This is a genomic window from Pedobacter antarcticus, assembly GCF_900112985.1.
GTDB lineage: Bacteria > Bacteroidota > Bacteroidia > Sphingobacteriales > Sphingobacteriaceae > Pedobacter > Pedobacter antarcticus.
The window spans coordinates 1-23,344 of record NZ_FONS01000018.1 but is presented as its reverse complement, the minus strand read 5'-3'; the positions used below and the strand labels follow the sequence as shown (position 1 = coordinate 23,344).

Genomic DNA, 23,344 nt, shown 5'->3' with positions numbered 1-23,344 from the left:
AAGCATTTATGGATTACATGGGCCATCTGGAATGGCCTGTGTAATTTTCATGAGTCTGGTAACAACCAATGTCGAGTCAAAATCTGCCGAGACGACCAGACTGTCCGATTTAATAGCATGGCATTCGGCTTCGATATAAACCGGCTCGTATGGTTTTTCGAAGTTGAACTTACTATATGCAAGCTCAAGCGTGCCGGCACTGTCAGCCACCCAATATTCTCTCCCCTCTTCACAATCAGTAAAGGATTTTATTTCAGGACCATAACTATATAATCCTTTGATTATCCTGGTCTTTCCAGTCTTTTTTTCTTCTGTATCTTGCATACAAGCTGAGCAAAAAAGAGATAATACAAATAACAATAAAGCAGTTTGTTTAAAGGAATTCATGTTAAAGATCTTGATTTAAATTATTGATGTTTTTAACGCTTAAATTAGATGACAAAGCTGATGCCATAAAAGAGAAAGTACTCACGGTTATAAATACCAGTACAAAATCCTGCCACCGTAGAGAAACAGGATAAGCATTACCAATTGTAATATTGTCTGAAGACATACTAATCATCCCAAATTTCTGCTGCAATAAGCAGAAAATCAACCCTACAAATAACCCGAAAACGCAACCCGCCAGAGTTATCATCATTCCTTCGAGTAAAAAGATTCTCTTAATGAGTTTTTTGCCTGCGCCCAAACTACTTAGGATTGCAATATCTTTCAATTTGTCAATTACCAGCATCGTTAGTGATCCGATAATATTAAATATGGCAATAATCAGTATAAAGGTTAAAATGATATAAACTGCCCACTTTTCAGTACCCAGAATATTATACAGTGCCTTATTCTGTTCTATCCGGTCCTTCACTTCAAAATCTGGTCCCAATTGCTGCTGCAGCTCGGTTTTCAGCCTGTCTGCATCACCGCTTTTGATCAGGTCAAGTTCAATAGCAGATACATTAATATCTTGCTGCAGCAATTCCCTTGCAAAAGACAATGGTACGATAGCTACGTTATCAAAATCACGCTGTACTTCAAAGATACCCGATACAGGAATAGAAAGATTCATAAAGTCATCTGTCGGATTAACTGAGGAGGTACTCATACCCCTTTTGGGAGAAAAGATCTGTAAAGGCGTGAAAGGATCGTTTGGATTAACCATCAGATAATTTTGAAGTGCCGATCCCAGAACAGCTTGAGGCCCGTTACTATTATGCAGCAAAAACTTACCCTGGACAATAATACTGTCCAGATCCCTATTTTTCAGATAGTCTTTACTAACCCCTTTGACCAGCCCAACCGACTGTTTTTCATTATATCTCAATAATGCATTTTCAGAAAGCACTTCGGTATAAGAGTAAACTCTCGAATCTTTCCGTATACCGTTAAATACAGCGCCCCGCGGATCAAACGTTTTTCCTTTAGCCGGACTTATAACCAGTTCTGGTGTAACCGTATTAAACATTTTCAGCACCATCTCCTCAAACCCATTAAAAATGGAAAGGATAATGATTAAAGCCGCACTACCAACAAACACGCCAAGCACTGATATAGTTGAAATTATATTAATGGCATTAGTTGATTTCTTAGCAAACAGATACCTGCGGGCAATATAAAGGGCTGTATTCAATTATTAGTCTTTTGGTCAAATATACAGCTACTTAATTTAAAAACGGATTGTTTTGCTTTTCGAAGCCTATAGACGTGGATGGTCCGTGTCCGGGATAGACCTCAGTGGCATCGGGTAACAGAAATAGTTTCTCTCTGATATTTGCAATCAACTGCTCATGATTCCCACCCGGAAGATCCGTACGGCCAATACTTGCGTAAAAAAGCACATCTCCACCAATCAAAAATCCATCTTTCGCCGCATAGAAGCAAAGATGAGCAGGAGAATGGCCTGGAGCAAATATCAGTTCCAGTTCGCTATGCCCAAAAGAGACCTTACCGGTCTCACCTAAAAAGACTTCTGGTTCCGGAGAAAGTTCGTAATACATGCCCATTTGCGGCGCATAAGCAGGAACCGCCTGCAAAACACTCAATTCTCCCTTATGAAACTGAGGTTTGAGCCCCCACTGGTCAAAAACAAATTTATTACCAAAAACATGGTCAATATGGCAATGTGTATTTAGTAAAAGGACGGGATTCAGACCAGCTTCTTTAATCCAGGAGTCGAGTGCATTTTGCTCACTTCCATTATTCATTCCCGGATCTATAATTACACATTCTCCCGTTTCGTCGTATAAAACGTAGGTGTTTTCCTGGTAAGGATTAAAAGTAAATTTCTGAATCTTGATCATGGTAAAGGAGTCTTTATAAATTTGATAACGGGAGCTGTGGAATCATATTGTTAATTGTTCCAGATATACCAGGAACGGTCGGCCTGAAGTTCAAGCATTTCTTTACCATTCTTAATAGCAGCCCCTTTTTCAGCCGCGAGACGTAGGAAAGTTGTGATCTCGGGATTGTAAACCAGATCATACGCAAGATGCTGATTAGTCAGGAACTCATAGGGAATCTCGGGAGCTGTTTCTATTGCAGGAAATGTTCCTAAGGGAGTCGTATTAATGATAATCTGATACTGTTTCATCATTTCGGCATTAAGGTCGCTAAACAAAAAGGCATTATCTGCTGGTTTACGCAACACCGATTTCCAGATAACACCTAAATTATCAAGCACATATTTAACCGCCTGAGCAGCGCCCCCGTCTCCTAAAATCAAAGCATGGGTATGATGTGGTTGTAAAAAAGGCTTAATGGAGCACTCAAATCCATAGGCATCAGTATTAAATCCTTTAAGATGCCTTTTTCCGGCTACGTCAGTAATTGAGATACAATTTACTGCGCCTATTTTCTCAGCAGCCTGGTCGAGCTCGTCCAGAAATGGCATAACCTGTAATTTATAGGGAATGGTTACATTGAGGCCTTTCAATCCTGATTGGGTATCCAGTAATTCGGCTATCTCATTTATATTTTCCAATGGAAAAAGTTCGTAGCTGCTATCAGTAATCTTTTCCCGCTGAAATTGTTCAGTGAAATATTTTTTTGAAAAAGAATGTCCAAGCGGATATCCAATCAGTCCAAAAGTTCTCATGTATTTTTGTTACTTAACGGCGTTCAGAAAGTAGTCAAAAGTATCTCCTCTTAATCCTAAGCGAATAGTTTCCAATGGGATAACTTCCGAAGGAGCGATATTACCAAGATTCACATTGCTACCTATTAACTTGATAAACCAGACCTGCTGTTCTTTCTGAGGAGCTTCCCAAATAATGGTCTCTGCTGGGATCTGCGTAAGAATCTCATCGACAAGGCCCTCACGGACTTCGCCTGACCCTCTGTAAATTCCAACATTTCCTCCCTCACGTGCTTCAGCGATTACCTTCCATGAACCGGCTTCTATTTCAGCATTCATCAGTTTGATCCACTTATATGGTGCAAATATCTTGGTTGCATCTTTAGAGCCTACTTCTGAAATTACAGTTACATATTTAGATAACTGACGGATATACTCACATTTACGATCATGTTCCAATTCAATTGAACCATCGGAAACCTCTGCATATTCCATTCCGAATTGCTCGAGAACACGAATATAATCTTCGAACTGGTTACGCACCACAAATGCTTCAAATAAAGTGCCTCCAAAATAAGTAGGAAGGCCTGCATCGCGGTATATAGCTAGTTTTTCTTTTAATTTGGGGGTAACAAAGGATGTTGCCCATCCGAGCTTTACAATGTCTGAATGGATGCCTGCAACGTCGATAAAATCTTCTGTTTGTCTTAAGCTGAGTCCTTTATCCATCACCATGGTGATTCCACTCTGGCGTGGTTTAACTGGACGTTCCGGAATATTGTTTAATGGGTAATTCATATCTGCTGCAAAGGTGAAAAAAAAAACAGGAAATTCTGATCAGTATAAAAAAAACCCGTTCAGCTATTTTATATATCTGTTTATAACGGCGATAATTGCCCTGTTGTCTTGTAACTGAGGTAAATATTCAAATAAAATATAATGTTTCTCCGGATCTGTTACTAAAGCCGTTTCCAGGTAAGCGATAGCATCGCTGTTCTCACCGAGTGCAAAAAGATAAGCTACCATCCGGTAATAAAGCTCGGCCGCATCAGGATTGTTTTTTATTCCTTCAGCTATAGTTTCCGAGGCTTCCAGCGTCCGGCCCTGTTCGTATAAAACAGTAGAAAAATCCAGCCATGCCTCAATGTCAAGCGGATTATATTCTAAAACTTTATAATAAGCCTCCACTGACTGCTCGATCTGGTTTAGCTTATAATAAGCATCGGCCATAGCGAACCAGAAGTCGGGATTCTCTGCATCCAGCTCGAGTGCTTTTTTGTAAAAATGAAGAGACTCAAAATAGCGTTCTTCAGCGTTTAGCGTTACACCGATTCCGAACCAGGCATCTGCAAGTTTGGGATCCATTTTGACAGATTTCTTATAATAAGCACGTGCCTCATCCATACGCTCGAGTTTCTCGTAGCATTCACCGATAGCACAATAAGTATCTGCATTAGGTTTTTCGTATTCCCAGGTTTGTTTATAAACCTCTATAGCCTCTGCGTAGCGGTCCAGCTGTACTAAAGCATTCCCTTTATTGTAATAAGCAGATGCAAAATTATCCTTAATCAGAATCGCATAATCATAGGCATCAATCGCTTTTTCGAATAAGTCGAGTTTATGATACGAGTTTGCCAGATTATACCAGGCAGCGTAAGAATAGGGATCATTGTCAATATATTCCTGATAGAACTGAATACTTTCTTCTTGTTTGTCCAGAATATCATAACAGAATGCCAGTTCATAGAGTCCATCCTTATTTTCCATATTCTGTTCAAGACTCTGCTTGATATATTTGATCGCACTTTCATAGTCGAGCATATTCTGATAAACATATGCGATATGCAGCAGGATCTCATCAGTAGTTTCGGCGAACGTCAATGCGATCTGAAAATTCTCAAGGGCCTCGGCGTAACGTTCCAGGCTATTATAGATATTTCCACGGAGAATGTAAATTTCCGATTCCGAAGCTTCCAGCATTTCTGCTTTCTGCAAAGAAAAGAATGCTCTTTCATTCTGATCTGTAATAAAAAACAACTGTGCTTGCTTAATCAGAAAAACTGCGGCATAAGGATGCTGACTCAAGGCATATTCTATTACCTGCAAAGCCTTTACCGGATCGCTCTTTTCTATATAATAATCGATAATGTTCTCAAAAGCCTGGGCATCAAAAAAATACTGATCCTGGTTCCTTATCATCTCTTCGTAACGTTCTACAGAACGCTGCGCATCATCGCTAAAATCAAAGTAAAATTCCTCTTCCATTGTATTGAATAATTAAAGAACAGCTCCCCAGGTCTAAAATACAGTATAAGTTGACAGTATTGTGTAGGCTTTTACCAAATAATTTTCAACATTCAAACAATCCTGAACGTAATTAGTTGATAATATTAAATTTAGCTAAACCAAAAAATTTAGCAACGGACACTAATTATGTGCCGGACAGACGGGAGCAGAACTTTATGCAAAGAACGTCATCCTTAAGTTAACTCCAGTAATCTACAGGTAAAGAAATCGCTTAGCCAGTATTTTTTTTGTTGATTTGTATAAACCAACATCCATTCATTATGAAAAATTCTATTACACAGATTTTAAGTAATTTGGGCATTCAGGAACTCAATCCAGCTTACAGTACAGGCAGCCAGTGGGGCGGATCAACGCAAGATAAGATCATCGAAAGCTTTTCACCTGCAAACGGAGAAAAAATAGCAGCAGTTCAAACAGCAACACCTTCAGATTATGAGAAAGTCATTCAGAAGGCCAGCGAAGCTTTTCCGCTATGGCGAAGTATTCCCGCACCTAAACGCGGTGAAATAGTCCGCCAGCTTGGAGAAGAGTTGAGGGCGAAGAAGAATGATCTTGGAACATTGGTTTCCTACGAGATGGGAAAGAGTCTGCAAGAAGGATTAGGCGAGGTTCAGGAGATGATAGATATCTGTGATTTTGCCGTCGGACTCTCCCGCCAGCTTTATGGATTAACCATGCACTCCGAAAGACCAAATCATAGAATGTACGAGCAGTGGCATCCGCTGGGTATCGTAGGAATCATCTCTGCATTTAATTTTCCAGTCGCTGTATGGAGCTGGAATGCAGCACTAGCACTCATCTGCGGGAACGTCTGTGTTTGGAAACCATCTTCAAAAACACCCCTTTGCGCAATTGCCTGTCAGCATATTTTAGCCGGAGTTTTGAAGAAAAATGAAATGCCGGAAGGAATTAGTTCGTTATTGATAGGAAACGCTTCTGGTAACCTGATCAATGAAGATCGTAGAATCCCGCTTGTTTCATTCACCGGGTCCACGCGTGTCGGCAAAATAGTAGCCGGAGCTGTAGCCAGCAGGTTTGGAAAGACAATATTAGAACTTGGCGGTAACAATGCGATTATCATTTCTAAAGAGGCAGACCTTAAAATGTCCGTGATTGGAGCCGTATTTGGTGCAGTCGGTACTGCCGGTCAACGTTGCACTTCAACAAGACGACTCATTATTCAGGAGGACATCTACGAAGAATTTAAGCAAAAGCTAATCGGTGCATATGACCAGTTACGTATCGGCGACCCATTGGACCAGCAAAATCACGTAGGTCCGCTGATTGACAAAGAAGCAGTTAGGACCTTTTTAGAGGCTATAGAAAAAGGACGGCAGGAAGGAGCCCGATTTATTGTCGAAGGCCACGAACTCACTGGTTCCGGGTATGAATCGGGATGTTATGTCAGCCCCTGTGTGGCAGAAGTAGAAAATCATTTCCAGATCGTGCAGGAAGAAACTTTCGCCCCTATCCTGTATCTGATTCGCTATAAAACCCTGGAAGAAGCTATTGCACTGCAGAATGGAGTACCTCAAGGACTATCTTCTGCGATTATGACTCTTAATCTCAGGGAAGCCGAGCTTTTCTTATCGGCTGCCGGCTCCGATTGTGGGATTGCCAATGTTAACATCGGAACATCGGGTGCGGAAATCGGTGGTGCTTTTGGGGGAGAGAAAGAAACTGGCGGAGGCCGGGAAAGTGGCTCCGATGCCTGGAAAGGATATATGCGCAGGCAAACTAATACAATCAATTATGCAGATACTTTACCTTTAGCCCAAGGTATAAAGTTCGACCTCAAATAAAACAAAAAAAGGGAGGTCATACCTTGACTTCCCTTCTTCTCTGGCTCTGGCGATTATTGCATTGCAAGGAAATTTATCTGGCCAACTTTTTTGGTTTTAGCTGCAGTAAATTTAGTCATATTAACATTATTCAAAGCCGCATAATTTACCGTATGGCTCTCTGTACTGCCACGCAAAACCAGGTTTGCATCACTATCGACAAGTGTATATAAACTCTCTGTTACTGTATTAACTCTTGCAACAGCCTGATCACGAAGGAAGATCTGAAGATTCTGTAGTTTCAGATTACCCTGTGTATTCACGACAGCTTTATCGGATGCATCAATTCTGTAAATGTCATTCACATGCACAATAACCTCTACAGGCTCAGCCTCATTCGAACTGATGGTCAGGACATCACCAAATTGACTTACTGATACTTTATCGAGATCATTTTCGTCCATAGTAACCCATTCACGATTACTCTGCATCAGTGTAACACGGACATTCCCTTTAACGACTACTTTTTTGACGTCTGTTTTCAAGGTTAAACTTTCCATCGCAGGTAATTTAACTGCGGCATTAACATTAACTGAACTGATTGTTAGCAGGGCGGCAACGGCAGCACCCATTAAGATTTGAATACGTGTTTTCATGTTATTTTTTTTTATGGCTTTTTCAAACCGTTGTAATTAAATGTTCTGTAGATAAGACGCAATACCCCCTGATACGTTGCAGTAGATTATTCGATATTATACCAGCAGCAAGATAATTCCGACCAACGCCCGTAATAACACGACAAAAAAGATTAAAAAACCATCTTTATAGACAATCGATTTGACAGCAAATCAAATTTGACGTATGTTTAAGATTTTATAAGCTTATAATTCCGTCGTTTTAATAATTTATACATGCTCCGCGTAGATAGTTCTAAACCCTGCAAAATCGTATATTCATTGTGCAAGCATGAATACTTAGGCTATCTGATTGAACCTCATATTGTTCAATTAAATCCGCAGGGAGATTTCTCGCTTACTTACCAGCGCCTTTTCAGTCATACAGCTGGAGAATTCAGCAAGCATCTTTCAGAAACAGATCTCCGTATTATTAAAATACTGGATGAGACTGAACAGGATCACGTAATTAAAAAGTATTATAAAAAAGTAATCCGTCCTTTTGAGTTCTTCAGTAAATTCTACGATGAAAAATTCTATAATCAGGTCCGCCCGCGAATTGAAAAACGATTAGCTGAGGTTCTTGAGATTCTGAAAGACACAGAATCCCTCTACCTGATGGATAAAGACGGTTGGCCTGCGGAAAGAAGAATAGAGATGGCCATTGAGCCCGCCTCAATCCTTTTCCATTTCAGAAGAAACGAAACAGAAACCAGATATTTCCCAACGATAAAATATCAGGGCATGAGAATTGATTTCATGTTCAAAGATGCGCAACTGGTTAGTAATCATCCAGCATGGATGCTGTTGAATGATATCCTTTACTTCTTTGAGCAAGATATGGAAGGCAAGAAGCTTTTACCCTTCCTTCAAAAAAGGTTTATCACGATACCCACTGCTAAAGAAGAAACTTATTTTGAGAAATTTGTCGCCCCGCTGATAGAAAAATACCATGTATATGCAGAGGGCTTCGATATCCGCACCGAAAAACACCAGCCGACAGCATTTCTTAAAGTAATCTACGTAGAGTCCGGAGTTTCCCAGTTACAGCTATACTTCAGATATGGTGAATTTGTGTTCAGCCTTGGAGATGAGAAAAAAGTAACCGTACACGTCAGGAAAGAAGAGAATAATTATATTTTCACCCGCGTTAAAAGAGACACTGCCTGGGAAAAATCAAGATATAACGAACTGACTAAGATGGGACTTAAAAAAGTCAGCCCCGTATTTTATAATCTGGAACTTAATCCCGCTCCCGAGGGAGAAGATGAGTCTTATGCCTTGCTAAACTGGGTAAATGAACATATTCAGCAACTGGAACACAATGGGTATACTATAGAACAATCAGCGGCCCATAAAAAGTTTTTATTTGCAAGCAGTAAAATTGATTTTGAGGTGCTCGAAGATAATGACTGGTTTGATATCAATGCGATTGTTTACTTCGGTTCACAAGCAGTTCCTTTTATTGCGCTGAAACAACACATTCTGCACAAAAAGAGAGAATATCTGTTACCTGACGGAACAATAGCCATTATTCCTGAAAAATGGTTCTCACAATATGGTAGTCTGTTCAGCCTTTCAGATGGCAGTAAATCGCTTAAACTGAAAAAACATCATATCGGTCTGATTAATGACCTCGCTGAAGACGGTATTGCTAACGTCACCCTTCAGCGTAAGTTGCAAAAACTGAATAACTTTGAAAACATCGCAGATACCCAGATGCCTGTACACTTTAAAGGTGAGCTCAGAAGTTATCAGAAAGCTGGCTACAACTGGTTTGGTTTTCTCCGTGAATATAACTTCGGCGGCTGCCTTGCAGACGATATGGGTTTAGGTAAGACTATTCAGACGCTCGCGATGCTGCAGAAACTCAAAGAAGAGGACCAGCAGCAGCAAACGCATAGCACTTCCTTAATTATCATGCCTACGTCCCTGATTTACAATTGGCTGGCGGAAGCAAAGAAATTTACCCCAAAGCTTAAAATCCTGGCACATACCGGGAGTTCCAGAATAAAAGACGTCAGCCATTTTATTGATTATGATATCGTGATTACAACTTATGGAATTACGCGTGTAGACGTTCAAGAACTGCAAGAATTCTATTTCAATTACATTATTCTTGACGAAAGTCAGAATATTAAAAACCCTTCATCCAAATCATTTAAGTCCGTTCGCCAGCTTAAATCAAGAAATAAATTAATTTTGAGTGGTACTCCTGTCGAGAATTCAGTTGGCGATCTATGGACGCAGCTGACCTTCTTAAATCCAGGATTACTGGGAACACAATCGTTTTTTAACGAGGAATATGTCCAGGCCATTGAAAAGAAGAAAGATGAAGAAAAAGCCAGAAAACTTCAGGCAATTATCAAGCCTTTCGTATTGAGAAGAACCAAGGAACAGGTAGCAGAAGAACTTCCAGCCAAAACCGAGCAGATTTTCTATTGTGATATGACAGAAGATCAGGCAGCAGCCTATGAAGAAACCAAATCTGCCTATAGGAACGATCTACTCAGCAGTATGGACGATGGAACCTATGCTAAAAAGCAAGTTCAGCTTTTGCAGGGCCTTACCGCGTTGCGTCAATTGGCCAACCACCCGGGCATGATCGATGATACTTATACAGGAGAGTCAGGAAAATTTAAGAACGTGGTTTACACACTGGACAACGTATTAAAAGGAGGTCATAAAGTCCTTATTTTTTCCCAGTTTGTAAAACACCTGCAGCTCTTCAGAATGCACTTTGAAAAGGAGAACATCCCCTTCGCATACCTTGATGGGGGAACCAAAAACCGCGGGGAGATTGTTGCTGAATTTCAGGAGAACAAAGACCTTAAAGTATTTCTGATCTCCATTAAAGCAGGAGGAGTCGGGTTGAACCTGACCCAGGCAGATTATGTATTTATACTAGATCCCTGGTGGAACCCAGCTGTCGAACAACAGGCGATTGACAGATCACACCGGATCGGGCAGGATAAAAAAGTATTCATCTATAAGTTTATTGCGAAGGATACCGTTGAAGAAAAGATCCTGGCCTTACAGAACCGCAAAAAAAGACTGGCAAGCTCATTGATCACTACAGAAGAAAGCTTCTTCAAATCACTCAGTAAAGAAGATATTAAAGAGATCCTCAATTAATATCCGGACTTCTTCAGCAAACTAAGATATGCTGACCTGGAGATCATTTCTGCGCCCATGCTCATCAAATGATCATTCTGTATCTGGCAATCTACCAATCGGTAGGCCGGGTTGGTGCACAACCAGATCAGGGCAGTTTTAGAGGCATTACTTTTCAAGCTAAACATACTCTCCCCACAGAAACAACCATTTATCTCCAAGCCGTATAAACCACCGGCAAGCTTATCGTCCTGCCAGACTTCGATACTATGTGCATGTCCTGCCTCATGTAATGCTACATAAGCATTTTGCATTTCATTTGTAATCCAGGTACCATCCTGATCCTTTCTCGGGCTTTGTGCACAATTGGCGATTACCTCCCGGAAAGCTTCGTTTCGGCTTACCCTGAATATCCCATCCCGCGCTATCTTCCGCATACTTTTACTAATTTTTATATGTGCTGGAAAAATGACGCAGCGCTCGGGTGGCGAATACCAGCAAATAGGATCACCCTCGCTGAACCAGGGAAAAATGCCGTTCGTATAAGCAAGCAGCAATCTTTCCACACTTAAGTCGCCCCCGATACCCAGTAGCCCATCATCTTCCGCAAGCCCGGGATCTGGAAAAACGAGTTCATCTTCTGGAATACGAAACACCATAGTTTATACCTATATTATTATTTAGCCCTATCAATTATTTCGATACCGTTCTCAAACGGCATTCTAAATGCTTTTCTGTGTGCTTGAAGCAGATAATATAATCTAAAAAACTCAGCCCCCATACAAATCCTTAATAGTATTCCCGGAGCATATTCTCCCAGATCAAACAACTGAGGGATTAGGGTTATAAACCCTATAGAAAATACCCAGCAAATAATTCTAAATGGAAATTGAAAATAATATACAATTATTCCTTTTTTCCGGAACTTGTAAAGTTGCACTGCACTAAAAAACAATGAAATAAAAAGTAAGGCTGTCATCCCTACTCTAATAAACCCGAATGATGTTTGTTCCAGAGATGAAACATTATTGATTACCATCCAGATTTGTGGCATCAGTAAGAAGATACTGACCACATCCAGCAAGGCAAATAGTTGAAAAAATCTGCGCATTAAACTCGCTGTACTTTTGATTGATTCCGGAGACCCCTATTGATGGGGTCTCCAAAACATTAAATAATATGAGCTTATTCAGATTCGTCTTCCGAATCAGGCTGCTCCTTACGTTCCCTGGAAATTTTATCGAAAATCTTGTCCATATGCTCAACATAGATATTCGTATCGTCCAAAAAGAAAGTAAGAGATGGCACAACCCTCACCTGATGGCGGATACGTGCCCCGAGTTTATAACGGATCTCTCCTGCATGCGAATTAACAGTCGCAATAGAGATTGATGTCTCATTTGTATTCAGAAAACTCAGATATACCTTAGCTACCGCAAGATCCGGAGATACGCGCACTTTAGTAATCGTAACCAGTGTATTGGGCAAGTATTCTGCTCCTTCCCGCTGAAATATAGTCGCTAATTCTTCCTGCAGCACCCCAGCAAATTTCTGTTGACGTTTACTTTCCATATTCTATCACTTCTTTGTTATTAATATAATAAACTATCATATGGGTATCTCGCAGTATGCACCGCAATTACCTTATCGTATAATAGTTGTTTGAATTCTTCCAGATTCTCTTTATGGAGTGCAGAAATAAATAAAGCAGGCGCATTATGCTGTGCCATCCAGCTTTTTTTGAAATCTTCAAGCGTCAAAGTTTTACGCTCACCATTCTCATCTTCTTCACCTTCCGGACTCACATAAGCATCTATTTTATTAAAGACCATTATCGTGTCCTTATCTCTTGCACCAAGTTCCTGCAAAGTTTCATTAACTACATTAATCTGGTCTTCAAAACTCTCATGTGATACGTCAACCACATGAATCAGGATATCAGCTTCACGGACTTCGTCCAGTGTCGATTTGAAACATTCTACCAGATGATGTGGCAATTTTCGGATAAATCCAACCGTATCAGAGAGCAAAAAAGGCAAATTGTCAATGACGACTTTACGAACTGTAGTATCCAGCGTCGCAAAAAGCTTGTTTTCAGCAAATACTTCCGATTTCGCCAGCATGTTCATAATCGTAGACTTACCCACATTTGTATAACCAACAAGGGCAACCCGAATGAGTTGAGCACGGTTTTTACGCTGTGTTTCATTCTGTTTGTCAATTAATTTGAGACGCTCCTTTAATAAGGAAATCTTTTCCAGAATCATCCTTCTGTCACTCTCAATCTGCGTTTCCCCGGGTCCACGCATACCGATACCACCTTTTTGTCTTTCAAGGTGAGTCCATAAACGAGTTAACCTGGGCAACAAATATTGTAACTGTGCCAACTCCACCTGCGTTTTCGCTTGCGCAGTTTGGGCACGACCTGCAAAAATATCCAGGATCAGATTACTTCTGTCCAATATTTTCACCTGTAATTCCCGCTCAATATTTCTCAGCTGAGAAGGAGAAAGCTCATCATCAAAGACGACCATATCTATTTCCTCAGACTGAACATAACCCTTAATCTCTTCTAATTTCCCTGTGCCGACAAAAGTAGACCGGTCAGGACGTTGCATTTTTTGCGTGAAAATCTGGTCCACGACACCACCGGCAGTATCTACCAGAAATGCAAGTTCGTCCAGATATTCTTTAGTTTGTTCCGGCTTTTCTCCGGGCTTGATTACGCCAACCAGGACAGCGCGTTCCTGTTTAAGCGCAGTATCATAAAATTTCGCTTTTCCCATGTAAAGTACAAAGATACAAAAGTTATACCGAGATCAGTGCGGAGCTGAAGGTCTGAATGGCAGCAACCGGATCTTCGGTTTTCATAAAGTTTTCACCGATCAGGAATCCATTAAAACCTGTGGCTTTCAATTCAATTATTGTTTTCGGGTCACTAATCGCACTTTCTGAGATTTTTAAAAATGCATCGGGTATATGATGAAAAAGATCAAAAGAAGTTCGGATATCGACCGTAAAATCGGCCAGATTTCTGTTGTTTACCCCGACGGCATCAATAAATGGACAAAGACTTTTTTCCAATTCCTCCAGATTATGAACCTCGAGCAAAACATTTAATCCAAATTCTTTCGCCAGTTTAGCAAAACTGATAATTTCATCCCGGGTTAGAATTGCAGCGATCAGCAAAATAATATCAGCACCCCATGCTTTAGCTTCCAAAATCTGATAAGTATCAATTATGAAATCTTTACGCAGTAAAGGAACCTCATTAACCGCTCTTGCTTCCAGTAGATCATCCGGGTGCCCACCAAAGAAATCTATATCAGTTAGCACAGAAATTGCTGCAACTCCTGCTGCTGCATATCCCTGAGTTACAGTTTTGACAGAAGCAGAAGCGTTAATTACTCCTTTAGAAGGAGAGCGTCTTTTGAATTCTGCAATAATTCCGGTTCGAGCAGGATCAAGCAAGAAATCTTTCAGGACATAAGGAATACGGTTAAAGTATTTACTTTTTTTTAGTTCAGCAACGGGAACATTTTCTTTCGCTGCCGCAACTTCTTCTTTCTTCCTGTTTACGATTTTATCTAAAATATTCATTGACGTATTAGTTTTCTAACCAGTTTTTCATCATTTCTTTTCCATATGCTGTAAGGACGCTCTCCGGATGGAATTGTACGCCCCGCACATCGTACTGCCGGTGACGTAGTGCCATAATCTCATTATCCTTATCTGTTGCCGTTACCAATAAACATTCTGGCAAATCTGCAGGGTTAACAACCCAGGAATGATATCTTCCAACCTGAATTTCTTCTGGACAATCTTTAAAAAGTAACTCTTCCGGATCGATCACGCTAACCGGTGTGGCAATTCCATGCATCGGACGTCCTAGGTTCAGCAAAGACCCACCAAAGGCCTCTGCAATAGCCTGTTGCCCCAGACAAATACCCAGAATGCTTTTTTCGGAGGCATAAGTCCGGATTACATCGAGCAACAGCCCTGCCTCTGCCGGTATTCCCGGGCCTGGCGATAACAGTATTTTATGATAGGGAGCCAAATCCTTAATTTCAAATTTATCATTACGAAGCACTACCGCTTCCCAGCCCAACTCGTTAATCAGATGGACTAAATTATAAGTGAAGGAGTCATAATTATCAATGACCAATACTTTCTTGTGCATATCGCTATTCATATTAAATGATTTCTTTTGCCATTCCTATGGCTTTACGCAGAGCAGCAATTTTATTATTTACCTCATTCAGTTCATTAACTGCTACAGAATCTGCAACAATACCAGCACCTGCCCTGTAGTGCAACTCGTTATTCTTACTCATAAATGTCCTGATCATAATTGCATGGTTAAATTCACCGCCAAAACCCATATACCCTATTGCACCAGCATAAAAATTTCTGCCTAAACCTTCGTATTCATCCAGTAACTGCATGGCCTTATATTTAGGTGCGCCACTTAAAGTCCCGGCAGGATACGTATCAGCAACTACTTTAAAAGCAGAAACACCGGGTTGCATATTACCACTGACCTTCGAAACAAGGTGAATCAGGTGAGAATAATATTGCACCTCTTTAAAAGATTTAACCTCAACGCCATTACAGTGTCTGCTCAGATCATTCCGGGCAAGATCGACCAACATCACATGCTCTGCACTTTCTTTCGGATCCTGCTCCAGTTTACGGGCAATTTCGGCATCCTCTTCATCATTACCGGTCCGCTTAAACGTACCAGCTATCGGAAAAATATTTGCCTGCCCTTTATTAATGGTAATCTGGGCTTCGGGGGACGAACCAAAAAGTTTAAAACTTCCATAATCAAAATAGAATAGATAGGGTGAAGGATTTATCGACCGCAGACAACGGTATACGTTAAACTCGTCTCCTTTGAAGCCTTGCTTGTATGCTCTGGAAGGAACTATCTGAAAAACATCACCCCGCAGGATATGCTTTTTCATTTTCTCAACGATAGCCATAAAACCATTATCATCGAGATTTGATTCTTCCTCCCCGATTGTGTCAAAATTATACTCTGGAAAGTTTTTATTTTGAATCAGGTATTCAATTCTTTCCAGATCACCGGCTTCTTCACCGCCAAAACTGTTTTTGAATAAGGTCACCTCATTCTTAAAATGGTCGATAGCGATAATGTACCTGTAGATATGGTACTGCATCAACGGGATAGTCTCCGCCTCAGGCGAAACCGCCGTAAACTTTATATCCTCGAAATGTTGTACCGTATTCCAGGTAAAATAACCAAATAAACCAGTCGATATATAGCGGGAATCTGCTACAGGTTCAGCTTTGAATACAGCTTTAAACGTCTCTATTTCATCAGTCAGAATGAAATCCTCTTTCTCTTCTTTCCTTCCATCTGGGAAATAGGTATTTAATTTACCATCCTGCAGTATCATTCCCGCAACCGGTTCTGCACAAACATAACTCACGGAATTCTCCCTGCTGTGATAGTCTGAACTTTCCAGCAGCAATGTGTTCGGAAATACATCGCGCAAACGCAGATAAACACTCACTGGTGTGATTACATCTGCTAATCTCTTTTTATAAATTGTCTTGATTTCTATTGATTCCATATGGCTGAAAAACAAAAAAACCCGGCGTGTTATACGCCGGGTTAATTATGTGTGGTTTGGTTTAGGTTGATAAACTATAAGGTACACAAGGATACGACGAAACTCTTTGCAGAATCACTACGCCATTGCCAAGTATGTTTATTGTAAATCATGAATAGCAAAAATAGAAATAAATCTAATAAACCAAAATTAATTCGTAAAAAATATTACATGCCAAATAATGAGCGGCTTGGGTCTGCTTTTACCATTGCAAAGATAGCAGCAGTAATCAATAATAGCGCCAATCCGAAGTACATGAAAACCGAACGGTGCTTGATCAAATCTGTCGCAGCTTTCTTAGCCCTTGAGTTACCGACGGTAATTAAGACGATAGCCAAAACCATCATTCCAATATGTTCCATTTTCCAGTAACGCTGCGCAGCAACCGCACTATCGCCTCTGTACCAGTCGTGCATAAAATATAAAACCAAGCCCAATAATAACTGAATATGCGCACTGATCAATGTAAATAAATTCAGTTTACGGTTACCTTCAGTGTAAGGTTTCTTACCTGCATAACCAATGAGTGCATTGACAAATGCAACCAGTAAAAGAATAATTACCAGATAGCGCCATCCAGAGTGAGCGCTTTTTAAGATTTCATAAATACCCATAACTTTTTTCTTCAAAAATAAGGAATAAATCCTGATTTGCCAGCCGGCACCTTTAATTCCAGTCAATATGACCCTAAATCAGCATTATCATACCAATATAGCGTAATAAAGTTGATAGAGAATGCTATAAAATCCTTTTTTAATTAGCTTTAATGTCACTAATCAATCCAACAAAAACATGATAAAAAATCTACTTACGCTCGCGTTGGTATTTTCTGCTGCGCTGGCTTCCGGGCAGCAAACTTATCCGGTGAATGGTTCTTCTGATAACCGTCCGGGAATGTTTGCTTTCACGAATGCCAATATTGTGGTTAATGCCGGCCAGACCATTACCAATGGTACATTGCTGGTAAAAGGCCAAACCATTCAATCAGCCGGGACAGGAATATCTGTACCAAAAGGATATGTCGTTATTGACCTGAAAGGAAAATATATTTATCCGTCGCTGATCGATCCATTTACATCTTATGGGGTTCCTGAAGCACAGGTTACACCTGGCTTTGGCAGACAATCCATCTTCGTTTCTACCAAAAACGGGGCTTATAACTGGAATGAAGCCATCAGACCTGAAACAGAGGTCAAAAACATTTTCACTGCAGACCAGAAAAAAGCAGACGAATTCCGTAAAACAGGATTCGGCAGTGTAAATGTTATTAGCAGAGACGGTATTGCCCGGGGAACGTCGGCAGCAGTAACTTTAAACGATGACCGGGACAATAACCTGATCCTTAAAGCACAGACTGCGGCAAACTATTCATTCAATAAGGGCTCCTCTAAAAATGACTACCCAACTTCTTTAATGGGTGCTATTGCATTATTGAGACAAACTTACTACGACGCGCAATGGTATGGTAAACAAAAGGAAGAATTCAACATCTCCCTGGAAGATTTTAATAAGCAGCAGCAATTACCTCAATTATTTGAAACTGACGGATGGCAGAATGTCCTCCGTGCTTCTGCAATTGCAAAAGAATTCGGAAAACAGTATCTGATTAAATCTTCAGGTGATGAATATCAACGTATTGCAGATGTAAAAGCAACCGGAGCAAGTCTTATTGTTCCTTTAAACTTCACTAAAGCTTATGACGTTGAAGATCCTGTAGAAGCCAAAAACATCAGTCTTGCACAGATGAAAGCATGGGAAATGGCACCATCAAATCCGGCGGCCCTGGAAAAAGCAGGAATCAGATTTGCTTTAACAGCGTTTGGACTTGACAATCTGAAAGACTTCTGGACAAACTTGCGTAGCGCTATAGCTAATGGACTTACCGAGAAACAAGCATTACAGGCGCTCACAGAAACACCAGCTGCCATGATTGGTATTCAGGATAAAGCCGGATCCCTCGAAAAAGGCAAGCTGGCTAACTTCCTGATTACATCTGGAAACCTCTTCAAAGACAACACAATTATTTATGAAAACTGGGTTCAGGGCAAAAAATTCGTTGTCAGTAAACTGGATGTTAGTGATATCAGTGGCATTTATGCGCTGAAAATCGATGGTGGTGATGCATACACACTTAAAATCAGCGGACAAACTGCTTCCCTGGAAAAAGGTACTGAAAAGATTAACGCCAGCTTCACCAGAAACGGAGATTGGGTAACGCTTAATTTTACTCAGACTAAACCAGCAACAGAAGAGATCAGATTAAGCGGATATTTAGCAGAAGCATCACCTGTCATTAAGCTGAATGGCGAAGTAGTAACCTCGACAGGCACCACAGGACAATGGACAGCACAATATACCGGAGTTAATCCGGAGAAAGCAGTTCCAGCTGTCGCGCAGGCATCAGTTACCACAGACAAAATCATCTATCCATTTACCGCATTCGGTAGTGAAACTGCGCCTAAACAAGAAGCAGTTCTTTTGAAAAATGCGACCGTATGGACTAATGAGAAAGATGGCATCCTGACTAATGCAGATGTATTACTGGAAAACGGCAAGATTAAAGCCGTTGGCAAAGGGCTTTCTGCCGGGTCGGCCAGAGTAATTGATGCAACAGGCAAACATATCACTCCTGGAATCATTGACGAGCATTCTCATATTGCAGCTGCTGGTGGTATAAACGAAGGTGCACAGTCTGTATCTTCTGAAGTTAGAGTTGCAGATGTCATTAACCCGGAAGACGTTAACATCTACCGTCAGCTGGCTGGTGGTGTCACTACGTCTCAGATACTGCACGGTTCAGCTAATGCTATTGGCGGACAGGCACAATTGATTAAATTAAGATGGGGAAAGAATGCGGAAGAACTAAAATTCGCAGGAAGTGATGGCTTTATTAAATTCGCTCTTGGAGAGAATGTTAAGCAAAGTAACTTTGGCAGCGGTTTACGTTTTCCAGTAACCAGAATGGGAGTTGAACAGACTTTTGTGGATGCCTTTACAAGGGCAAGAGAATATAAAAATGCATTGGCAGTAAAAGGTAATAACGTAAGAAGAGATCTTGAGCTAGATGCACTCGTTGAGATCCTGGATAATAAAAGATTCATTACCTGCCACTCTTATGTACAGTCTGAGATCAACATGTTAATGCATGTAGCAGATAGTCTTGGCTTCAAGATCAACACCTTTACACATATTCTTGAAGGTTATAAAGTGGCCGACAAAATGAAAGCTCGTGGTATCAATGCCTCCACCTTCTCCGATTGGTGGGCTTACAAGATGGAGGTCGCAGAAGCGATTCCTTACAATGGAAAAATCATGCATAATGTAGGTATTACTACCGCTTTCAATTCTGATGATGCAGAAATGGCTCGCAGATTAAACCAGGAAGCAGGTAAATCGGTACTATATGGTGGTGTACCGGAAGAAGATGCACTTAAGTTTGTGACATTGAACCCGGCCAAAATGCTGCACATTGATCAACATGTGGGCAGTTTGAAACCTGGTAAAGATGCTGACATTGTAATTTGGTCAGACAACCCGCTTTCTATTTATGCAAGAGCTGAAAAGACATTCGTAGACGGTATTCCTTACTGGGATATGGACAAAGATGAGCAGCTAAGGACCTCACAGCAGGCAGAAAAATCCAGATTAGTACAAAAAATGATTAGCAGCAAAAACAAAGGAGCAAAAACACAGCGTCCGGTTGCTGAAACACATACTTTATATCACTGTGAATCTATGGAAGATTATATCACAGGCGCTGATTTGACGGAAGGAGCACATAGCCATGAATAAATACGTTACAACATTATTGCTTAGTGGCCTTGCCACTTTACACGCTTTCGGTCAGGCGAACATTTCTCCTGCTCCGAAACAAAATAAAACTATTGTCATTACAGGCGGAACAATCCATATTGGTAACGGTCAGGTAATCGAAAATGGAACTATTGTCTTTAAAAATGGCAAAATCCTGAGCGTTGGCACAAATCCCGGTACAGAGGCAGGCGCAGAAATTATTCAGGCCCAGGGTAAACATATATACCCGGGCTTTATAGCTCCAGTAACAAACCTTGGTTTAACGGAATTTGAATCTGTAAAAGCAACACTGGATTTCAATGAAATCGGTAATATGAATCCTCACATCAGGTCATTAATCGCCTACAATACAGATTCCAAAGTCCCTGCGACGCTCAGAAGTAATGGAATCCTAATGGCCCAGATTACACCAGAAGGTGGCACAATCGCCGGCACTTCTTCTGTAGTGCAGTTGGATGCCTGGAACTGGGAAGATGCATCTATCCGCACCGATGATGCTATACACATCAACTGGCCTGTACCGCCACGTGCCAGAGGTTTTGGTCCGCGGACAGCAATGACTCCACAGGTGATTGAAGAAACCAGACAAAAGGCGGTTAACGATTTACAGCAGTTCTTCGCTGAAGCCCAGGCATATACTACATTGGAAAAACATGCAGTTATTAATACCAGATTTGCTGCCATGAAGCACTTATTTGATGGGAAACAACAATTATTTATCACCGCTAATCGTCAGAAAGATATAGTAGCAGCTGTTAATTTCGCCAAGTCATTTGGTATAAAACCGGTAATCGTCGAAGCTGAAGAAGCCTATCGGGTCATAGATTTCCTGAAAGCGAATCAGATCAGTGTGATTGTGAAACAGCCGCATGCGTTGCCGTCAAATCTTGATGATGATGTGAATCTGCCGTATAAAAATGCTGGTATCCTGGCAGCTGCAGGAATTCCTGTCGTAATCAGTATAAATGGTTACTGGCAGCAAAGAAACCTGCCTTTCATGGCCGGTACTGCAGCGGCATGGGGAATGGATAAAGAGAAAGCTTTATCGGCAATTACCTTAAATACCGCAAAAGCACTGGGTATAGATAAGCAGACGGGCAGTCTTGAAACAGGGAAGGATGCTACCCTGTTTATTTCGACGGGTGATGCACTGGATATGAAAACCAACCATGTTGAAAAAGCATTTATCCAGGGTCGCTCTATTAACCTGGACAATCTGCATAAACAACTTGATAAAAAATTCAGTGATAAATATAGCGCTAAAGCTGCTGATTAAACCTAAACTCAATAGCGGCTGAAAAAAACAGCTGAAACAAAAAAGGCCTGATACACTTCATTGTGAAGTATCAGGCCTTTTTGATTAATTTCGTAGTGATAAGCTGACCAGTTAATTTACATGTCAGTGCCTGCGCAAAAACAGAAAAGGCAATCCGCCTCCGGATTGCCCTCATTAACTAAATATTACTATAAAAAAACTAGCTGTTGGGGAAGGAGTCGAACCTTCAAGGGGAAGTTAGCCTCAGTTCAAAAAATTAATTTGTGGTCAACCCATAAACTGTGTTTATCCCATGATCCCCACCACCGAGACAAGGAGGTGTGTCTGCCAGTTTCACCACCCAACAATAATAAAAGAACAAATTCTTTTGCTGTAGGGGAAGGAGTCGAACCTTCAAGGAGTGGTTAGCCTTTTCAGGTTTTCCATGATCTCCACCACCGAGACAAGGAGGTGCGTCTGCCAGTTCCACCACCCTACAGAATGTAAGCAATTATTAAAAAGAACTATTTTTTGTTACTTGCTTGATACAAATGTAACAAGACTCCATATACGTTGCAAATATTTTAACGATTTAATTTTATTATTATGATAATTGTAATTATATTAGATTTCTATTAGAATTAATTGAAAGCATGCTGAAAAAAGAAAGCCAAAATTTAGAAATTGATAACCTTGATATAGACATCCTTAAGCAGCTGATGCAGGATGCGACGAAACCATACACCGAAATAGCTAAAGATCTGATAGTTTCGGGTGGTACTATACACGTAAGGATGAAAAAACTTCATGAGATGGGTATTATAAAAGGCTCCCATTTAATTATTGATCCTCAAAAGGCCGGATATGATATCTGCGCGTTTTTGGGTATTTATCTTGAAAAAGGAATTCAATATAAAGATGCCGTGGCGCAGCTTAGTCAGATCAAAGAAGTGGTCGAACTGCATTACACTACCGGAGCATACAGTATGTTCGCAAAAATCATTTGCCGCGATACAAATCACCTGCGTCACGTATTGAATGAAGAAATACAAGCTGTGGCAGGAATTCAGAGAACAGAGACGCTGATTTCTCTCGAAGAAAGTATCAGAAGACAAATTGAATTGGGTTAAATGATCTCAAAGCGTTCTAATGCACTTTTGCTTATTTTAGACCTACTTACACATCTAAATTCAGATAGTTGCTTAAATAGCCGGTATATCCAATAAATACAGTAAAGGTCTGTTGTATATAGTCTGGGGCTCAGGGAAAGAATTGAATAGTTGTGGCTTGATTCACGTTTCCTGCAGCGGAGCTGCCTCACCAGAACTGTAGCATGAATATGCTTCAGCAGAAAAAAAACTGATAAACAAGAAAAGCCTGTAGTTTTCACTACAGGCTTTCTTTAAGATTTGGCACCGACCTACTCTCCCACGTGTTACCGCAGTACCATCGGCTCTGGTGGGCTTAACTTCTCTGTTCGGAATGGGAAGAGGTGGACACCACCGATATAGGCACCTAAATGTTTTTAATGTTAATACAGCTACCAATCACTAGATTAATTCGCTGCATAAACAATGACATATTATTGAAAGAAGTTAGTATGAAGAACAAACAACAGTATTCTGCTTTTGAAAGCTTCGGATGATTAGTATTACTCGACTATGCTGTCACCAGCTTTACATCTATAACCTATCAAC

Annotated in this window: 19 protein-coding genes, 2 tRNA genes and 1 rRNA gene; 5 read left to right on the top strand and 17 right to left on the bottom strand. The window is 40.7% G+C overall.

Features of this window, described 5'->3' with window-relative positions:
- Nucleotides 1-6: 6 nt before the first annotated feature.
- The 6 genes from BM192_RS20210 to BM192_RS20185 form a co-directional block, all read right to left on the bottom strand.
- Complete coding sequence (locus BM192_RS20210; protein ID WP_234797595.1) at nucleotides 7-324, bottom strand: hypothetical protein; 318 nt, start codon at nucleotides 322-324, stop codon at nucleotides 7-9.
- 64 nt (nucleotides 325-388) lie between these two features.
- The gene (locus BM192_RS20205) at nucleotides 389-1,621 is read right to left on the bottom strand and encodes an ABC transporter permease (protein WP_037437722.1); all 1,233 of its coding nucleotides are present in this window, start codon (nucleotides 1,619-1,621) and stop codon (nucleotides 389-391) included.
- Between the two features lie 31 nt (nucleotides 1,622-1,652).
- Complete coding sequence (locus BM192_RS20200) at nucleotides 1,653-2,291, bottom strand: MBL fold metallo-hydrolase (RefSeq protein ID WP_037437725.1); 639 nt, start codon at nucleotides 2,289-2,291, stop codon at nucleotides 1,653-1,655.
- A 50-nt stretch (nucleotides 2,292-2,341) separates the two neighbouring features.
- Complete coding sequence (locus BM192_RS20195; RefSeq protein ID WP_037437726.1) at nucleotides 2,342-3,085, bottom strand: shikimate dehydrogenase family protein; 744 nt, start codon at nucleotides 3,083-3,085, stop codon at nucleotides 2,342-2,344.
- A gap of 9 nt (nucleotides 3,086-3,094) precedes the next feature.
- Nucleotides 3,095-3,862, bottom strand: a complete 768-nt coding sequence (locus tag BM192_RS20190; RefSeq protein WP_037437728.1) for a phosphosulfolactate synthase — start codon at nucleotides 3,860-3,862, stop codon at nucleotides 3,095-3,097.
- Between the two features lie 63 nt (nucleotides 3,863-3,925).
- Nucleotides 3,926-5,329, bottom strand: coding sequence for a tetratricopeptide repeat protein (locus tag BM192_RS20185; protein ID WP_037437730.1), 1,404 nt, complete (start codon nucleotides 5,327-5,329; stop codon nucleotides 3,926-3,928).
- A 302-nt stretch (nucleotides 5,330-5,631) separates the two neighbouring features.
- Here BM192_RS20185 and amaB point away from each other — a divergent pair, with 302 nt between their 5' ends.
- Nucleotides 5,632-7,173 carry an L-piperidine-6-carboxylate dehydrogenase gene (amaB, locus tag BM192_RS20180; RefSeq protein WP_037437732.1) on the top strand — a complete coding sequence of 514 codons (1,542 nt, stop codon included), beginning with the start codon at nucleotides 5,632-5,634 and terminating at the stop codon, nucleotides 7,171-7,173.
- Between the two features lie 53 nt (nucleotides 7,174-7,226).
- On the opposite strand, the gene BM192_RS20175 is transcribed toward amaB, so the two are convergent.
- The gene (locus BM192_RS20175; RefSeq protein ID WP_051759469.1) at nucleotides 7,227-7,808 is read right to left on the bottom strand and encodes a GIN domain-containing protein; all 582 of its coding nucleotides are present in this window, start codon (nucleotides 7,806-7,808) and stop codon (nucleotides 7,227-7,229) included.
- A 255-nt stretch (nucleotides 7,809-8,063) separates the two neighbouring features.
- Between BM192_RS20175 and BM192_RS20170 the strand changes: the two genes are divergently transcribed.
- Nucleotides 8,064-10,961, top strand: a complete 2,898-nt coding sequence (locus BM192_RS20170) for a DEAD/DEAH box helicase (RefSeq protein WP_037437733.1) — start codon at nucleotides 8,064-8,066, stop codon at nucleotides 10,959-10,961.
- Here BM192_RS20170 and aat read toward each other — a convergent pair.
- The 7 genes from aat to BM192_RS20130 all read right to left on the bottom strand — a co-directional run bounded on the left by aat (nucleotide 10,958) and on the right by BM192_RS20130 (nucleotide 17,208).
- The gene (gene aat / locus BM192_RS20165; protein ID WP_037437734.1) at nucleotides 10,958-11,599 is read right to left on the bottom strand and encodes a leucyl/phenylalanyl-tRNA--protein transferase; all 642 of its coding nucleotides are present in this window, start codon (nucleotides 11,597-11,599) and stop codon (nucleotides 10,958-10,960) included. The genes BM192_RS20170 and aat overlap by 4 nt on opposite strands.
- A gap of 526 nt (nucleotides 11,600-12,125) precedes the next feature.
- Entirely contained in the window at nucleotides 12,126-12,512 is a 387-nt protein-coding gene (gene rbfA, locus BM192_RS20155; protein WP_037437736.1) for a 30S ribosome-binding factor RbfA, read from the bottom strand.
- 20 nt (nucleotides 12,513-12,532) lie between these two features.
- Entirely contained in the window at nucleotides 12,533-13,726 is a 1,194-nt protein-coding gene (gene hflX, locus BM192_RS20150; protein ID WP_037437737.1) for a GTPase HflX, read from the bottom strand.
- A 22-nt stretch (nucleotides 13,727-13,748) separates the two neighbouring features.
- Entirely contained in the window at nucleotides 13,749-14,540 is a 792-nt protein-coding gene (gene trpC, locus BM192_RS20145) for an indole-3-glycerol phosphate synthase TrpC (protein ID WP_037437738.1), read from the bottom strand.
- 7 nt (nucleotides 14,541-14,547) lie between these two features.
- Nucleotides 14,548-15,120 carry an anthranilate synthase component II gene (locus BM192_RS20140; protein WP_037437751.1) on the bottom strand — a complete coding sequence of 191 codons (573 nt, stop codon included), beginning with the start codon at nucleotides 15,118-15,120 and terminating at the stop codon, nucleotides 14,548-14,550.
- A gap of 13 nt (nucleotides 15,121-15,133) precedes the next feature.
- Nucleotides 15,134-16,540: an anthranilate synthase component I family protein gene (locus BM192_RS20135; protein WP_037437739.1), complete on the bottom strand. Its 1,407-nt coding sequence runs from the start codon at nucleotides 16,538-16,540 to the stop codon at nucleotides 15,134-15,136.
- Nucleotides 16,541-16,746: 206 nt separating this feature from the next.
- Entirely contained in the window at nucleotides 16,747-17,208 is a 462-nt protein-coding gene (locus BM192_RS20130; protein ID WP_316930963.1) for a cytochrome B, read from the bottom strand.
- Nucleotides 17,209-17,371: 163 nt separating this feature from the next.
- Between BM192_RS20130 and BM192_RS20125 the strand changes: the two genes are divergently transcribed.
- Nucleotides 17,372-20,371, top strand: a complete 3,000-nt coding sequence (locus BM192_RS20125) for an amidohydrolase family protein (RefSeq protein ID WP_037437742.1) — start codon at nucleotides 17,372-17,374, stop codon at nucleotides 20,369-20,371.
- Nucleotides 20,364-21,668 (top strand): amidohydrolase family protein, encoded by a 1,305-nt coding sequence (locus BM192_RS20120; RefSeq protein WP_037437744.1) that lies wholly within the window; start codon nucleotides 20,364-20,366, stop codon nucleotides 21,666-21,668. Before BM192_RS20125 ends, BM192_RS20120 begins: the two co-directional genes overlap by 8 nt.
- 203 nt (nucleotides 21,669-21,871) lie before the next feature.
- Here BM192_RS20120 and BM192_RS21005 read toward each other — a convergent pair.
- Together BM192_RS21005 and BM192_RS21000 are read right to left on the bottom strand one after the other, a co-directional pair.
- A tRNA-Asp gene (locus tag BM192_RS21005) sits at nucleotides 21,872-22,014 on the bottom strand.
- A 24-nt stretch (nucleotides 22,015-22,038) separates the two neighbouring features.
- Nucleotides 22,039-22,146, bottom strand: a tRNA-Asp gene (locus BM192_RS21000).
- Nucleotides 22,147-22,300: 154 nt separating this feature from the next.
- Between BM192_RS21000 and BM192_RS20115 the strand changes: the two genes are divergently transcribed.
- Nucleotides 22,301-22,777: an Lrp/AsnC ligand binding domain-containing protein gene (locus tag BM192_RS20115; RefSeq protein ID WP_037437747.1), complete on the top strand. Its 477-nt coding sequence runs from the start codon at nucleotides 22,301-22,303 to the stop codon at nucleotides 22,775-22,777.
- Nucleotides 22,778-23,054: 277 nt separating this feature from the next.
- Here BM192_RS20115 and rrf read toward each other — a convergent pair.
- Nucleotides 23,055-23,166: ribosomal RNA gene (rrf, locus tag BM192_RS20110) — 5S ribosomal RNA — on the bottom strand.
- Between the last annotated feature and the right edge of the window lie 178 nt (nucleotides 23,167-23,344).